This is a genomic window from Thermostichus sp. MS-CIW-40 (assembly GCF_054058315.1).
Genome location: NZ_JBSSAC010000002.1, coordinates 1 through 14,129, shown reverse-complemented (window position 1 = coordinate 14,129; position 14,129 = coordinate 1). Strand labels below are relative to the sequence as shown.

Here is a 14,129-nt window from a genome sequence, read left to right as displayed (position 1 = left end):
AGGGATTTCCAGCTCCTGCTCTGATCACGCCGTCCTCCTGAAGCCTTCCAAAAGAGCCTGCAGATGTTCCTGTACGGATTCCATCGGCTGGTTGCCGTTGACCCGTTGCAAGCGCCCCTTGGCCTCATAAAAATCGATCAGGGGAGCCGTCTGCTGCCGATAGACCTCCAGACGCTTGAGAATCACCGACCGATCCGCATCATCGCTGCGCCCCTGTTCCTTGCCCCGGGCCAGCAGCCGGGCCACCACCACCTCATCCGGCACCTCCAAGTTGAGGACGTAGTCATAATCTTGGCCCAGCTCTTGCAGCAGCTCTTCCAAGGCCTCTGCCTGGGCTAAGGTGCGAGGAAATCCATCTAGGATCCAGCCCTGCTCTGGAGATTGCTGCAACTGCCCCTTCACCATTCCGATCAGCACCTCGTCGGGCACCAGCTCTCCCGCATCCATGTAAACCTTGGCCTGGCACCCCAAGGGCGTTTGGGCTTTCACCTCGGCCCGCAACAGATCGCCTGTGGAAATTTTGGGCGTGTGGTAGATGGCCGCCAGCCGCTCCGCCTGTGTACCTTTGCCCGCCCCCGGCGGCCCCAGAAAGATCAACCTCGGCACTACTGTTTGACCATCCCTTCGTAGCGTTGTGAGATGACATAAGTCTGGATCTGCTTGGAGGTCTCGATCGCCACCCCCACCAAAATCAGTAGCGAGGTCGCCCCCAAACCTTGGAAAGTGGTGATGCCGGTTGCCCGTTCCACCGTCGTCGGGATGATGGCCACCGCGCATAGGAACAAAGCCCCCAGCAGCGTCAGGCGGTTGAGGATCCCTTCGACATACTCGGCAGTGGCCTTGCCCGGGCGTATTCCCGGAATGCTGGCCCCCATCTTCTTCAAGTTTTGAGCCAGATCCACCGGGTTGATGAGCAAAGAGGCGTAGAAGTAGCTGAAGAAGAGGATCAGCACGAAGTAAAAAGGAATGTAGAACCAGGAGGTGGGGGATAGGAAGTTGGCCACTTGCACCAAAGTCAGGTTTTGGGTGTACTGGGCCAGGGCCAGAGGCAGGGACATCACCGAGTAGGCAAAGATGATCGGCATCACCCCCCCTTGGTTTAGCCTCAGGGGCAGATAGCTTTTCTGCTCGCGGAACAGCTTGTTGCCCACCTGGCGCTTGGCGTAGACGATAGGGATCTTGCGGCTGCCTTCTTGGACAAAGACAATGCCGACAATGGTGACCAAAAAGATTGCCAGCAACAGCAAGATGCCACCGATGGTGCTGCTATCGGCACGGGCCAGGCTAATAGTCTGTCCGAGGGCACGGGGCAGAGTGGCAACAATGTTGACGAAGATCAAGAGCGAAGGGCCACTTCCCACCCCTTTCTCCGTGATCATCTCTCCCAGCCACATCACAAACAGGGATCCCGCCGCCAGAGCCAGGGTGGTGGAGGCCATGAAGGCCAACTCATTGGTGGTACTGGCAAACTCCCGCACCCAAAAGGAAATGCCAATGCCCTGGATGATGGCCCAAACCAAGGTGACATAGCGGGTGTACTGAGAAATCTGCCGCCGCCCCTGTTCTCCCTCGTTTTTCTGCAGGTTCTCCAAGGCTGGAATGGCCGAGACCAGCAACTGCATGATAATTGAGGCATTGATGAAGGGCAGGATCCCAAGGGCGAAAATTCCTAAAGCAGAAATCCCCCCGCCGGAGAAGACATCCAGCAAGCCAAACACAGGGCTGTTGGCAGCTTCGGCAGCAAAGCGGGCCCGATCGATACCGGGAATGGGGATGTAAATGCCCAGTCTGACCAACAGCAGCAAGCCCAAGGTGAGAAACAGACGGCTGCGCAGGCCAGAGGCCATAGCCATCTGCATAAAGGTCTCTTGGGCAGAGGGGGCGGAACCTCGTGTGTCAACCATAGGGAAGAGAATCTCGCGGGAGCAAAGGGCAAGGTTAGCTATCTACCACTCTACGCTGCCGGTGGTGCAGTCGGCAAAATCAAAGTAAATCCAGAGAAAGTGCAACTCAGCAACTTCCCACAGAAGCCGGCCAGAGCAGCGGGAAGGGGCGGTCTAGGATCCCAAGATTTCCACCCGACCTCCGGCTGCCTCGATCTTGGCTTTGGCTGAAGCGGTAATAGCCGCCGCCCTGATCGTCAGGGGCACGCTGACTTCCCCATCCCCCAAGATCTTCAGCGGGCCATCGTTGGTGGTGACGATCCCTCGTTCCATCAGGCTTTCCAGGCTGACCTCGCTGCCGGCAGGCAGATCCGCCAAGGCGCGCAGGTTGACCAGGGTGTATTCCAGACGCCGCGTGTAGCGGGGGAAATGCTTAAGCTTGGGCAAACGCCGGTAGAGGGGAGTCTGCCCCCCTTCAAAGCCGGGTCGTGTACCACCCCCCTTGCGGGCCTTTTGCCCCCGCATCCCCTTGCCACAGGAGGCCCCCTGCCCGGCAGAAACGCCACGACCTAGCCGCCGCCGCCGCCGCGTCGAACCTGCTTGAGGCCGAATGTCTTCCAGTCGCATGGCTACCTCTGGCTCACTTGCTCAATATCACCTGTCCATCACTTGCCCAATAGGCGGCGCACATCGATGTCTCGGTCTTGGGCCACCTGCTTAAAGGTACGCATCCGCCGCAGCGCATCGATGGTAGCACGGGCATTGTTGAGGGGGTTGCTGGATCCCAGTTGCTTGGCCAAGCTGTTGCGTACTCCTGCCAGCTCCAGAACGGTGCGGACTGCCCCCCCTGCGATGACGCCTGTGCCGGGAGCTGCTGGCATGACCAAGACGGTGGCACCGCCGCCTGCTCCCTGCATGGGATGGGGTACGGACAAACCTTTGGTGAGGGGCACCTCAATGAGGTGCTTTTTACCGTCCACAACCCCCTTGCGCACTGCTCCGATCACATCGTTGGCTTTGCCCACGCCAACCCCGACTTGGCCCCGCTCGTTGCCGACCACCACCACAGCGCGGAAGCTCAACTTCTTGCCGCCCTTGACCACCTTGGTGACGCGGCGAATCTGGATGACCCGCTCTTGCCACTCGGTGGGTTGCTCTTCGCGGTTTTTTTTGCTTCTGCGACGTTCCCTCTGCTCAGCCATGTGCTATGTCCTCAGTAGCTAGAACTGTAACCCTGCTTCTCGGGCAGCTTCTGCCAAAGCCTGAACGCGCCCGTGATAGAGCTTGCCCCCCCGATCGAAAACCACGCGGGAAATGCCCATCTGTAAGGCTCGTTCAGCAACTGAGCGGCCCACCAAGGCAGCCGCTTCTTGAGTGGCTGTCCCGGTTTCTTTGAATTTTTCGCGCAGCTCCGTGTCCAAGGTGGAGGCGGAGGTTAAGGTATGCTGGGCTACATCGTCGATCACCTGGGCGTAGATGTGTCGATGGGAGCGAAACACGGCCAGGCGAGGCCGCTCGGCAGTGCCAAAGACCTTGCGGCGAATGCGTCGATGACGACGTTGGGTGGTGATTTTGCGGCTGGTTTTCATAGGACTCCGTCCCGCTTTCGCAATGGGCTATTTACTTCTTCGCTTTCCCGGATTTACCCGCCTTGCGGCGAACTTGTTCCCCTAGATAACGGATCCCTTTCCCCTTGTAGGGCTCTGGGGGCCGGACGGCTCGGATACGGGCGGCAGTATTGCCCACCAGTTCTTTATCTGTGCCTGAGACAACAATGATGTTGTTTCCCTCAACGGCAATTTGGATGCCGGGGGGAAAGGGGATCTCCACAGGATGGCTGTAGCCGACGTTCAAAACCAACTTGCTGCCTTGGATGGCAGCCCGGTAGCCCACGCCCACCAATTCCAGCCGCCGCTCAAATCCCTTGGATACTCCATCGACCATGTTGGCGACCAAGGTGCGGCAAAGGCCGTGGAGTTGGCGGGCAGGCCGAGAATCGTTGAGACGGCTGACTGTGAGCGTCTGAGCGTTTTGCTGGACTGTGATCAAGGGCGGTAAACTGCGGGACAGTTGACCTTTCGGGCCTTTCACTGCAATGTGTTGGCCGTCGATCTGGATCTCCACCTTGGCAGGAAGGGCGATGGGGCGTCTACCGATACGGGACATGGGAAAAACTCCTGACCAGAGAAAACTTAAGGTCTAGTAGACAAGACAGAGGACTTCACCACCAATGCCCTGCTTACGAGCCTCCCGGTCGGTCATGATGCCGTTGGAGGTGGAGATGATGGCGATCCCAATTCCTCCCAGCACTCGGGGCAGCTCTTTGTGGTTGCGGTAAACCCGCAGGCCGGGTCGGCTCACCCGCTTTAAGCCATTGATGATGGGCCTGCAGTTGCGGCCTTTGCCCTTGTACTTCAATCGCAACACCACCCGGGCTTGGATCCCTTCTCCCTCCTCCTTCCATTCGCTGACGAACCCTTCCTCATGAAGAACGCGAGCGATGCTGCGGGTCATGCGGGTGGCCGGAACTGCCACCGACTCGTGCCGAGCCATGGTGGCATTGCGAATGCGGGTGAGCATATCGGCGATCGTGTCGTTGGTGTGGGCCATCAGTGCTCCTCGGAAGATCAATCAAGGAAACTCAGGGTGGGCAAAGCTAAGAGGCAAAGGGCATGCCAAAGGCTTTGAGCAGGGCACGGCCCTCTTCATCGGTTTTAGCAGTGGTCACAATGGAGATATCCATACCTCGCAACTGATCTACAGAGTCATAGTTGATTTCGGGAAAAATCAGTTGTTCGCGGATGCCGAGGGTGTAGTTGCCTCGTCCATCAAAGGCCTTGGGGCTGACACCGCGGAAGTCACGGATACGGGGCAGAGCAATGTTGATCAGGCGATCCAAAAACGCATACATGCGCTCCCGCCGTAGGGTCACCATCAGGCCGACAGGCATGCCCTTGCGAATCTTGAAGCTGGCAATTGCCTTTTTGGCGCGGGTGATCACCGGACGCTGACCGGTGATGGCGCTGATCTCGGCAATGGAAGATTCCAGAGCCTTGGCATTTTGGGAAGCTTCCCCCAAGCCGCGGTTGATCACGATCTTCTCCAGGCGGGGCACCTGATGGATGTTGGTGTAGCCCAACTCCTTTTGCAGCTTGGGGACGATGACGGTGTTGTAGAGGATTTGCAGACGCTGGGGCATGGTGGCTTCTCCTTGTGGCTCTGGGCTGGGTCAGAGCCAAACCAATGATGGAAAAAAGAATGTAATGCCTAGTCGAGAATCTCACCCGTTTTCTTAAGGACGCGAACCTTGCGACCATCGGCGGTGATTTGATAGCCGATACGGCTGGCCACCTCCTGCTTCTTGGAATAGGCCATCACTTTGCAGACGGGAATGGGAGCTTCCTTGGTCTCAATTCGGCCACTTTCCCCTTCTCGCTGGGGTTTACGGTGGTAGGTAACAATGTTAACCCCTTCCACCAAAACCATGTTGCGTTCGGGAAAGACCCGCAGCACCTCGCCGATTTTGCCCTTATCATCGCCAGAGATCACCTGCACGGTATCCCCTTGCTTGATACGCATTTTGTAGCGCAGGCTGTTGCGGTGCTTGCGAATGCCGGGGCGCCGAACTAGGCGCTGAATTTGGCTGGGTTTGAGGGGGCGAACCATCAGAGTACCTCCGGGGCCAGGGAGATGATCTTGGTGAAGTTTTTCTCCCGCAGCTCGCGGGCTACAGGGCCGAAAACACGAGTTCCACGGGGGTTGCCGTCGTTGTTGATGATCACGGCGGCGTTGTCGTCGAAGCGGATGCACATGCCGTCAGGGCGACGTACCGTATCGACGGTGCGGATAACAACGGCCTTGACAACATCGGATTTTTTGACGGGCATGTTGGGCAGGGCATCCTTGACGACACCAATGATCACATCGCCCAAGCTGGCGTAGCGACGGCCACTGCTGCCCAGCACGCGAATGCACATCATCTTGCGAGCACCGGTGTTGTCGGCCACCGTCAGCATAGTTTGCTGCTGAATCATAGTTTCTTCACCTCCCTCAGGATTTCGGCAACTTGCCAACGCTTGGTGCGGCTAAGGGGACGGGTTTCCGTGATGCGCACCAGATCCCCTTCTTGACAGCGGTTTTCCTCGTCGTGGGCCTTAAACTTCTTGGTCTTGACGACGATCTTGCCGTACTTCGGGTGAGCAACTCGATTTTCCACAGCAACAACCACCGTTTTTTGCATCTTGTTGCTGACAACAATGCCAATCTTCTCCCGAACAGCCATTACTCCTCCTTGGTTGGGCGTTTGCCCCGCTTACGCTCTCCCTCCACAGTTAGTAGTTGCGCCAGCTTGTGTTTGCGCAGCCGGATGAGATGGGGCTGGTTCAACTGCCGCGTGGCCTGCTGCAAACGCAGCTCAAACAGCTCTTTCTTGACGGCGTAGATTTCGTTGCTCAGCTCTTCGTCCGATAAAGCACGGGCATCAGCAATTTTGGGCATGGGCATGGCTGAACTCTCCTCATACACTGCTGGTGGCCACCTCTGAAGCCGTTGCCTGGGCGGGCTCTGGCTTTTCAAAGTCGGCTTTGGTTACAAACTTGACCTTAATGGGCAGCTTCTGGGCGGCAAGGCGCATGGCCTCGCGGGCGATGGGCTCTGCCACTCCCCCCATTTCGAAGAGGATACGGCCCGGCTTGACGACACAAACCCAGTACTCAGGGTTGCCTTTGCCGGATCCCATGCGGGTTTCAGCAGCTCGCTGAGTAACGGGCTTGTCGGGAAAGATGCGAATCCAGATTTGGCCACCCCGCCGAACATAGCGGGTCATGGCTCGACGGCTGGCCTCGATCTGTCGAGCTGTAATCCAGGCGGGTTCTAGGGCCACAAGGCCGTATTCCCCAAAGCTGATGCGGTTGCCACGGGTCGCTTTGCCTTTCATGCGCCCGCGCTGTTGCTTGCGGTACTTGGTGCGTTTGGGGCTTAACATGGCCGTTCCTTAAGTCAACTGCGATAGGGATCCCTGGACGTTCCGGTGTTGGCCCTCAGGCCTCCTGAGCCGAGCGATCTTCAAAGGTGGGCCGCCGCCGCTGCTGCCGACGTTTGGGCTGTTGCAGGGGAAACTTTTGTTCGTGACGTTCCTGCCCGGGCAGAACTTCCCCTTTGAAGACCCAAACTTTGACTCCGATGATGCCGAAGGTGGTATGGGCGAGGTGCTCGGCGTAGTCGATGTCGGCCCGCAAGGTGTGCAAAGGGATCCGCCCCTCCCGCGTCCATTCGGTGCGGGCGATCTCGGCCCCGTTGAGACGACCGGCAATTTGGATTTTGATCCCTTGTACACCTGCCCGCTGGGCCCGTTGGATCACCTGGCGCACGATGCGGCGAAAGGCAATCCGCCGTTCCAACTGTTGGGCAATGTTTTCCGCCAACAAGGTCGCCTCGGCATCGGCACGGGTGACCTCTACTACATTGATGCGAATGGTTCGCTCGCCACCACCTCGTGAACCAGGGCTTTGTCCCGCTAGCGCGGACAGCTCTTTCTGTAGACCTTGGCGCAAAGTCTCTAGGCTGGATCCGCCCCGACCCACAACTACCCCAGGGCGAGCAGCCCGGATCTCCAGGTCAATTTGATCCGCTTTGCGCTCGATTTGGATATCGGCCAAACCAGCACTGCTCAGTTGCTTGGTCAGGTAGGTGCGAATCTGGTCGTCCTCCTGTAACAAGGCTGGGTAGCGGGCTGGATCGGCAAACCAGCGGCTGCGATGTTCTTTAATCACGCCGAGGCGGAAACCGGTGGGGTGGATCTTCTGTCCCATGGTGGTGTCGGTTGAAGGGTAAAGGGCTAGAAATACAGGAGGTTAAGAGGCCGTCGCCGCTTCAGCTTCCTCTATGGGCCGGACGGCGATGGTGATGTGACAGGTGCGCTTGCGAATGGGGTAGGCCCGCCCTTGGGCGCGGGGGCGAAACCGTTTCAGGACGGGCCCCTGATCAGCATAGGCCTGGCTGATCACCAGATCCCGGGGATCCAAGCCGTTGTTGTGCTCTGCGTTGGCCACCGCCGAGCGCAGCACCTTACGAACCGGCTCACAGGCAGCGTAGGGCATGAACTCCAGCAGGATGAGGGCATCGGCATAGGTGCGCCCGCGGATCTGATCCAGCACCCGCCGCACTTTGAAGGGGGACATGCGGATGTAGCGGGCTACCGCTTTAACCTCAGGGGATGAATCAGCCATGGCGCTCTCCCTCCTGCTCAATACTGTCCTACTCGTTGTTTATCTCAACGGCGGGCGGCTTTTTTGTCGCTACCCGCGTGGCCACGGAAGGTACGGGTGGGGACAAATTCCCCCAGCTTGTGACCCACCATCTGGTCAGTGATGTAGATGGGCACATGTTGCTTGCCGTTGTGAACGGCGATGGTGTGGCCGATCATGACCGGCAAGATGGTGCTGGCCCGCGACCAGGTCTTGATCATGTGCTTCTCGTTGCGCTCGTTCATCTTCTCCACCTTGAGAAGCAGCTTGGCATCCACAAAGGGGCCTTTTTTCAGCGAACGTCCCATAAGAACCTCAACCGTTTGATAAGCAATTCACTGTCGAAAAAGCTTCGGGGAGCGAATGGCCAGCGGCTACTGAGCAGCCCTTCCGCCCTTGTCCCGGCGGCCTCCGCGACGGCGACCGCGCACGATGAATTTGTTGCTGGGCTTGTTGCGTTTGCGGGTCTTGTACCCCAGGGTGGGCTTGCCCCAAGGGGTGACAGGGGTACTGCGGCCTATGGGGGCTCGCCCTTCCCCGCCGCCATGGGGATGATCCACAGGGTTCATCACCGAGCCACGCACCTTGGGACGGCGCCCCAACCAACGGCTACGACCCGCCTTGCCCAGGCTGATGTTGTTGTGGTCAACGTTGCCCAGTTGGCCGATGGTGGCGTAGCACTCGCCGCGGATCATGCGGACTTCGCCGGAGGGCAGCTTGAGGGAGACATATTTGCCTTCTCTGGCCACCACTTGAGCGCCAGCCCCAGCGGCGCGAACCATCTGCCCGCCGCGACCGGGATACAGCTCCACATTGTGAACCACCGTTCCCAAGGGGATCCGCTCCAGGGGCATGGCATTGCCGATCTCAAAGGGGGCCTCTGGCCCGGCCATGATGGTGGATCCCACCTGTAGGTTGCGGGGAGCGAGGATGTAGCGTTTCTCGCCGTCTTCGTATTCCACCAGGCAGATGTGGGCGCTACGGTTGGGATCGTACTCCACAGTTTTGACGGTCGCCGGGATCCCCCGCTTGTCGCGACGGAAGTCGATGATGCGGTAAAGCCGCTTGTGGCCACCACCGCGGTGCCGGCAGGTGATGACGCCACGGTTGTTGCGCCCTTTCTTGCGGTGAATAAATTGCAGCAGCGACTTTTCCGGTCTGGGCCGCTTGCCGTTCTCGTCACGGGACAGCTCCTCGAAGTCAGAGACCGTCATGTGACGGGTGCTGGGGGTGTAGGGTCGGAGAGTACGAATGCCCATAGCTCAGGTAGGGGTGGGGGATGGGATGACAACAACTCAAAAAGGGGGGTTAGGTGTCCGGGAAGAGGGTGATGGAATCTCCCTCGGCCAAGGTCACAATGGCTCGCTTGGGACGGGTGCGATAGCCAACGAAGCGGCCCACCCGCCGCTGCTTGCGCGGGGGCTTCAGGGTGTTGACGGAAGTGACTCGCACGCGGAACATTTCTTCGACAGCAGCTCGGATGAGCGGCTTGGTGGCAGTGGGCAGCACTTCAAAGACATATTTGCGCTGCTCCATCAAGGCGGTTGCCTTTTCGGTGATGACGGGGCGCAACAGGACGTCGGCCAGGATCCGCTTGCTCTCAGTCATCGCTTTCCTCCTCTGCTGGGGCTGCTTCGGCCTCTTCTACCGTTGACGGCTCTGCTCCTTGAGCCAGTTCTTCTGCTGGATCTTGGGGCTCTTCGGTTTGCTCTTCTGGCCCCTGCGGATCTGCTGGACGTCCTTGGAGGGCAGCTTGGTTTTCCTGGGCCTCAGGTTGGGCTGGGGTTTGCTCTGCTTCCTCGTGTTCGCTTTCTGGAACGGCCTGATCTTCCGGCCCATCTCCGGGCAGGGCCTGATCTTCGGCTAGGTCGGCCTGAGGTGCATCCTCAGAGGGAGTCTCCAGAACTGCCGGCGCAGCGTCGGATCCCCAACGGGCCTTGAGTTGCTCTAGGGCAGAAACGGTGATCAGCACCCAATCGACGTTGAGCAGATCGAAAACGTTGATCTGATCCAGGCCGATCAGCTTAACGCGGGCGATGTTGCGCACGGCCCGCTCTACGGCTTCCGAGCGTTCGGCAACGATGAGCAGAGCCGATTGATCTTCCATCACCCCCCAGCGCAGCAAAGCCTGGGCCACAGCACGGGTTTTGGGCGGGTTGAGCTGCTCCTGGAAATCCTCCACGACGATCAGGTCTTCCACCCGACTTTGCAGAGCGGTGCGCAGGGCCAGTTGCCGTTCTTTGCGGTTCATGGCCAGGTTGTATTCCCGCTTGCGGGGGCCGAAGATCACCCCCCCTTTGCGCCAAAGTGGGGAGCGGATGGAGCCGGCACGGGCCCGACCGGTGCCTTTCTGCTTCCAAGGCTTGCGACCGCCGCCGCGCACCTCAGCTCGGGTCTTGGTGTGGGCGTTGCCCTGACGAGCATTGGTCATCTGCCGGCGCAGTGCCAGATAGAGGATGTGGGCGGCTGTTTCGGGACGAGCAACTTTAAGGCTCAGCTCCGCGCTGCCCACCGTTTCCCCTTGCCAATTTTTCACCACACAACTTGCCATGGTTCCCTCGTCTTTGCGGATGCCGGTCAACCTTGGTTTCACCCAGGGATCCCTCCCCTAACGCTTGTTGCCCACCTGCTTGGCAGGGGTGATCTCCAGCAGCCCTCCTTCTACCCCGGGCACGCAACCCTTGATCACCAGCAGATCCCGCTCTGGATCCACCTGCACCAACTGCAATTTGCGGGTGGTGACTCGGCCACCTCCCAACCGCCCCGCCATGCGCATCCCCGGAAACACGCGGCCTGGGGTTGTGCCGGCGCCAATGGAGCCCGGTCGGCGGTGGTTTTTGGAGCCGTGGGACATGGGGCCACGACCAAAGTGGTGGCGCTTTTGATAGCCGGCAAACCCTCGCCCGATGGAGGTACCGGCCACATCCACCAATTGGCCAGGGGAGAACATCTCGACGGTAATTTTCTGCCCCAACTGGTAGGCTTCTGGCTGGTCAACCCGGAACTCCCGCAGGTGGCGCAGCAGCTCTGTCACCCCCGCTTTGGTGAGGTGGCCCCGCTGCGCCCGCGTGAGATGCTTTTCGGCAGTGGGCAAGTAGCCCAACTGAATGGCGTTGTAGCCATCTGTGGCTTGGGTTTTGATCTGGGTCACGGTGCAAGGCCCCGCCTGCACGACGGTAACCGGAATGGCCAGCCCCTCTGGTGAGAAGATCTGGGTCATGCCGACTTTTCTTCCGAGGATGCCAAGTGCCACAAGAACCTCCAATCGAGCCTGCACGACTCGTTTTCATCAACTGAGAGCCAGCTCACTCCGACAATCGGCTAGCCGTCCGCGAAGCGGGCCGTAGGCCAATGGCTCAGTTAGCCGGATGGATAGGCATACAGCAATAGCGTGGCAGCAGGAAGCTCAAGACAAAGCTGAATCTGCCGGCTGAGGCGAAAGAGCAAGGTAGGGATCCCCCGAGGCCAAGTTCAGCGCCGGCAACGCTGAGCCTTTTGCTTAGTTCACCCCCAAAGCTGCACGCCAAACTGCTTTTGTTGAGAGCTGCTCAGACTTACCTGCTAAAGAGGCAGTATCTGGTGTAGCAGCGCGCCGGGTCGCCAAAGCGGATGGACTCAGTTGGCAACGGAAAACAATCATAATGAAGCGAAGGCCCGTTTGTCCAGACTTTTGCTGAGAAAATGGGTTGGTTGGAGAGGCCGGAGAGGGTAAGGGCAGCTCAAGTGGAAGAAAAGAGCCATTGGCCAGGGAAGCCATCTCCCTTCCAAAGTGTAATGGGCTGGGCAGGCAGTGGGCTGACCCAGGCTTGTGTAGATCACTATCGGAGATTGTTGCAGGCAGGAGCCGATCCAGGCCGGGTCTTGTTTTTGGTGCGGAGTCAACGGCAAGCGGATGAGGTGCTGCGGCGCTTGCAGCAGTCCAGTTCGGGCTTGGTGGGGCCGTGGCGGATCGAAACGTTCTTGCAGCGGGTGGGACGCTCGTTGGCCGATCATTGGCCACAGGTGTGTGAGCGTGTCCCCCAGTTGCCACGCTCGTTGGAGCCGATCCCCTTGGCCAAAGATCTCACTCAATTTCTCTGCGAACGAGCCTGCGCTTTGTGCCCTCGGCATGGGGAAGCCTTTGCCGGCGTCGGGCTCAAGGAGTTCCAGATCTGGGATCAGATTAGCAGTGCTGCTTACATTGCGGGGGCTTCGGGTTTGTCGGCAGAAGTGGTGGGATCCCGGCTGGCCCGGGCTTGGCCCGAGGAGGCAGATCCGCGGCGGGCAGAGGCTTTGCAGGCAATGGGCTGCTGTGTGGGTCGGCTGTGGGAGGCAGCGCTTCGGTTGGGATCCCTGGATTTTGGCCTGCAAATTCGGCTGTTTGGCGAGCACATCCTGCCGCTGGCGGAGTTTTGGCAAGAGTGGGATCACCTGATTGTGGATCAGGCGGAAGACAGTTGTGCCGTGGCGCTGGAGTTTTACCGGCAGGGGCAATCCCATCTGCAAAGTCAATTTTTCAGCTACACCCTTAGTGGTGGGGTTTCCTTGACCGGGATCCCGGAAGCTGTGGCCGACTTCTTGATGGAAAAAACGCAGGTTCAGTTTCTGGAGGGGAGCCATCGCGCTTCAGCAGGCATGATCCGCTTAGGGGTGCAGATTGCGCGGGTGTTGGATCCCCAGTTTTCTCATCCGCTGCCCGAGCCGCAGGGGGGAGGACTGCCGCTGGTGCAAACGCTGGAGGAAGAGACCCAGTTTGCGGCAGTGGAGGTGATGGTTGCTCAAATTCGCCGGCTTTTGGGGGCCGGGATCCCGGCCCATCGCATTGCTGTTTTGCTGCCCCGTATGGATGTGGGGGTGAGCCTGAGCTTGCAGGAGCAGTTGTCGGAAGTGCCGGTTTTGTCGATTGCCCCCTTCCCGGCGTTGATCCGCTATCCCTTGGTGCGGGCGGTGCTGACGGCAGCAGAATTGGCCCATCCCGAGTGGGGTGCTTTTCCCACTTTGCCGGCTTGGCGGCTGATGTTGAGCTGGGTGCTGGGGCTGGATCCCATCCGGGCAGCTCTGTTGGCCGAAGATACCTGGGATCCGGTGGGGCGTTCTCTGCGTCCCCGAACGGCAGTACGGCAGCCAGAGCGAGTAGGGTTTGCCAACCTGGAGCGCTACCAGCGACTGTTCGATTGGCTGCGCGGCTATCATCCCGGCCCTTCATTGGCCGCTTTCTTCCAGCAGTTTTTTGCCGATCACTTAGCCCCGGCGATTGCTTCCCCTCAGGATCAAGAGCTGCTGCGCGTGTTGATGGAAGCGGCACGGCGGTTTCGCCAGGCCTTCCCCGCCGAAGGGGATCCCGCCTTTTTGGCCATGATCCGCTCGGGACAGACCCCCAGCAGCAGCCGCTTCGAGCCCGACTATTCCCGTTACTTGGTAGTTGCAACTCCGGGGGCCTACATCACTCGGGGTTTGGAGGCGGATTACCAATTTTGGTTTGATATCACCAACCCCAGCTGGTCCCGCTCCCTCTGGCATGTGCTCTACAACAGCCGTGTGCTGACGCCGGAATGGGACGGGGAGGTTTTCGATGCGGCGCGGGATTTACAGGCGCGTCAACAGATTTTGGCCCGCACGCTGCTGAACCTCTGTTGCCGCACTCAGAAGGGGCTGTGGCTGGTGCGCTCCAATTTTAATTATCGCGGCGAGGAGAACACCAGTATTCTGGACTACCTGATTTTGAAGGGGTTGAAGGCCATGGCAACCGCCGGCTAAGGGAGAGCCTATCCTGAAAGGGTGCTGGCAACTCAGGCCTCCAAGAAATCGGGGGATGCACTGCAGGAATGGTCAAAGGCAAGGGTTTTAGAAGAGCGGCGCAGCCGCCCCTCTTAATTGTGGGGGTAGGAGTCGGCGGCAAAGTGTCTTAATCTTGTTTGAAACAACGATACAGCCTGTTAAGGGCTCAAGGGGTACAATAGCAGCACTTAGCAAACCAACTTCGGAAGGAGGATGGATTGATCAGTAGTAAAGAAGTCTTCAC

Annotated in this window: 21 protein-coding genes; 1 reads left to right on the top strand and 20 read right to left on the bottom strand. The window is 59.2% G+C overall.

What is annotated here, in order from left to right; all coding sequences use genetic code 11:
• Positions 1-24 precede the first annotated feature (24 nt).
• The 20 genes from ACVWXF_RS01170 to rplC all read right to left on the bottom strand — a co-directional run bounded on the left by ACVWXF_RS01170 (position 25) and on the right by rplC (position 11,381).
• A complete protein-coding gene (locus tag ACVWXF_RS01170) occupies positions 25-606 on the bottom strand; it encodes an adenylate kinase (RefSeq protein WP_011434171.1) in 582 nt (193 codons plus the stop codon).
• Positions 606-1,904, bottom strand: a complete 1,299-nt coding sequence (gene secY, locus ACVWXF_RS01165) for a preprotein translocase subunit SecY (RefSeq protein WP_457473418.1) — start codon at positions 1,902-1,904, stop codon at positions 606-608. The genes ACVWXF_RS01170 and secY overlap by 1 nt, the downstream gene beginning before the upstream one ends.
• A gap of 153 nt (positions 1,905-2,057) precedes the next feature.
• Positions 2,058-2,510 carry a 50S ribosomal protein L15 gene (rplO, locus tag ACVWXF_RS01160; RefSeq protein WP_414349592.1) on the bottom strand — a complete coding sequence of 151 codons (453 nt, stop codon included), beginning with the start codon at positions 2,508-2,510 and terminating at the stop codon, positions 2,058-2,060.
• Between the two features lie 38 nt (positions 2,511-2,548).
• The gene (gene rpsE, locus ACVWXF_RS01155) at positions 2,549-3,085 is read right to left on the bottom strand and encodes a 30S ribosomal protein S5 (RefSeq protein ID WP_011434168.1); all 537 of its coding nucleotides are present in this window, start codon (positions 3,083-3,085) and stop codon (positions 2,549-2,551) included.
• An 18-nt stretch (positions 3,086-3,103) separates the two neighbouring features.
• A complete protein-coding gene (rplR, locus tag ACVWXF_RS01150; RefSeq protein ID WP_414349593.1) occupies positions 3,104-3,472 on the bottom strand; it encodes a 50S ribosomal protein L18 in 369 nt (122 codons plus the stop codon).
• A gap of 31 nt (positions 3,473-3,503) precedes the next feature.
• On the bottom strand, positions 3,504-4,049 hold the full coding sequence (gene rplF / locus ACVWXF_RS01145) for a 50S ribosomal protein L6 (protein WP_414355944.1): 546 nt from the start codon (positions 4,047-4,049) through the stop codon (positions 3,504-3,506).
• A gap of 33 nt (positions 4,050-4,082) precedes the next feature.
• A complete protein-coding gene (rpsH, locus tag ACVWXF_RS01140; protein ID WP_011434165.1) occupies positions 4,083-4,493 on the bottom strand; it encodes a 30S ribosomal protein S8 in 411 nt (136 codons plus the stop codon).
• 46 nt (positions 4,494-4,539) lie between these two features.
• Positions 4,540-5,082, bottom strand: coding sequence for a 50S ribosomal protein L5 (rplE, locus tag ACVWXF_RS01135; protein WP_414355946.1), 543 nt, complete (start codon positions 5,080-5,082; stop codon positions 4,540-4,542).
• 68 nt (positions 5,083-5,150) lie between these two features.
• Entirely contained in the window at positions 5,151-5,549 is a 399-nt protein-coding gene (gene rplX / locus ACVWXF_RS01130; RefSeq protein WP_414389715.1) for a 50S ribosomal protein L24, read from the bottom strand.
• A complete protein-coding gene (gene rplN / locus ACVWXF_RS01125) occupies positions 5,549-5,917 on the bottom strand; it encodes a 50S ribosomal protein L14 (protein WP_011434162.1) in 369 nt (122 codons plus the stop codon). The genes rplX and rplN overlap by 1 nt, the downstream gene beginning before the upstream one ends.
• Positions 5,914-6,165, bottom strand: a complete 252-nt coding sequence (rpsQ, locus tag ACVWXF_RS01120; protein ID WP_011434161.1) for a 30S ribosomal protein S17 — start codon at positions 6,163-6,165, stop codon at positions 5,914-5,916. The genes rplN and rpsQ overlap by 4 nt, the downstream gene beginning before the upstream one ends.
• Complete coding sequence (gene rpmC / locus ACVWXF_RS01115; RefSeq protein ID WP_011434160.1) at positions 6,165-6,386, bottom strand: 50S ribosomal protein L29; 222 nt, start codon at positions 6,384-6,386, stop codon at positions 6,165-6,167. The genes rpsQ and rpmC overlap by 1 nt, the downstream gene beginning before the upstream one ends.
• Before the next feature lie 13 nt (positions 6,387-6,399).
• Complete coding sequence (gene rplP / locus ACVWXF_RS01110; RefSeq protein WP_457473417.1) at positions 6,400-6,867, bottom strand: 50S ribosomal protein L16; 468 nt, start codon at positions 6,865-6,867, stop codon at positions 6,400-6,402.
• 55 nt (positions 6,868-6,922) lie between these two features.
• The gene (gene rpsC, locus ACVWXF_RS01105; protein WP_011434158.1) at positions 6,923-7,693 is read right to left on the bottom strand and encodes a 30S ribosomal protein S3; all 771 of its coding nucleotides are present in this window, start codon (positions 7,691-7,693) and stop codon (positions 6,923-6,925) included.
• Positions 7,694-7,735: 42 nt separating this feature from the next.
• A complete protein-coding gene (gene rplV / locus ACVWXF_RS01100; protein WP_011434157.1) occupies positions 7,736-8,110 on the bottom strand; it encodes a 50S ribosomal protein L22 in 375 nt (124 codons plus the stop codon).
• Between the two features lie 44 nt (positions 8,111-8,154).
• Complete coding sequence (gene rpsS, locus ACVWXF_RS01095) at positions 8,155-8,436, bottom strand: 30S ribosomal protein S19 (protein WP_414331934.1); 282 nt, start codon at positions 8,434-8,436, stop codon at positions 8,155-8,157.
• A gap of 66 nt (positions 8,437-8,502) precedes the next feature.
• A complete protein-coding gene (gene rplB, locus ACVWXF_RS01090; RefSeq protein WP_414389721.1) occupies positions 8,503-9,387 on the bottom strand; it encodes a 50S ribosomal protein L2 in 885 nt (294 codons plus the stop codon).
• A gap of 49 nt (positions 9,388-9,436) precedes the next feature.
• Positions 9,437-9,736 (bottom strand): 50S ribosomal protein L23, encoded by a 300-nt coding sequence (locus tag ACVWXF_RS01085; protein ID WP_011434154.1) that lies wholly within the window; start codon positions 9,734-9,736, stop codon positions 9,437-9,439.
• On the bottom strand, positions 9,729-10,721 hold the full coding sequence (rplD, locus tag ACVWXF_RS01080; RefSeq protein WP_457473416.1) for a 50S ribosomal protein L4: 993 nt from the start codon (positions 10,719-10,721) through the stop codon (positions 9,729-9,731). The genes ACVWXF_RS01085 and rplD overlap by 8 nt, the downstream gene beginning before the upstream one ends.
• Positions 10,722-10,736: 15 nt before the next feature.
• Positions 10,737-11,381: a 50S ribosomal protein L3 gene (rplC, locus tag ACVWXF_RS01075; RefSeq protein ID WP_011434152.1), complete on the bottom strand. Its 645-nt coding sequence runs from the start codon at positions 11,379-11,381 to the stop codon at positions 10,737-10,739.
• Positions 11,382-11,851: 470 nt separating this feature from the next.
• Here rplC and ACVWXF_RS01070 point away from each other — a divergent pair, with 470 nt between their 5' ends.
• Positions 11,852-13,864 (top strand): hypothetical protein, encoded by a 2,013-nt coding sequence (locus ACVWXF_RS01070; RefSeq protein WP_457473415.1) that lies wholly within the window; start codon positions 11,852-11,854, stop codon positions 13,862-13,864.
• The last annotated feature ends 265 nt before the right edge of the window (positions 13,865-14,129 follow it).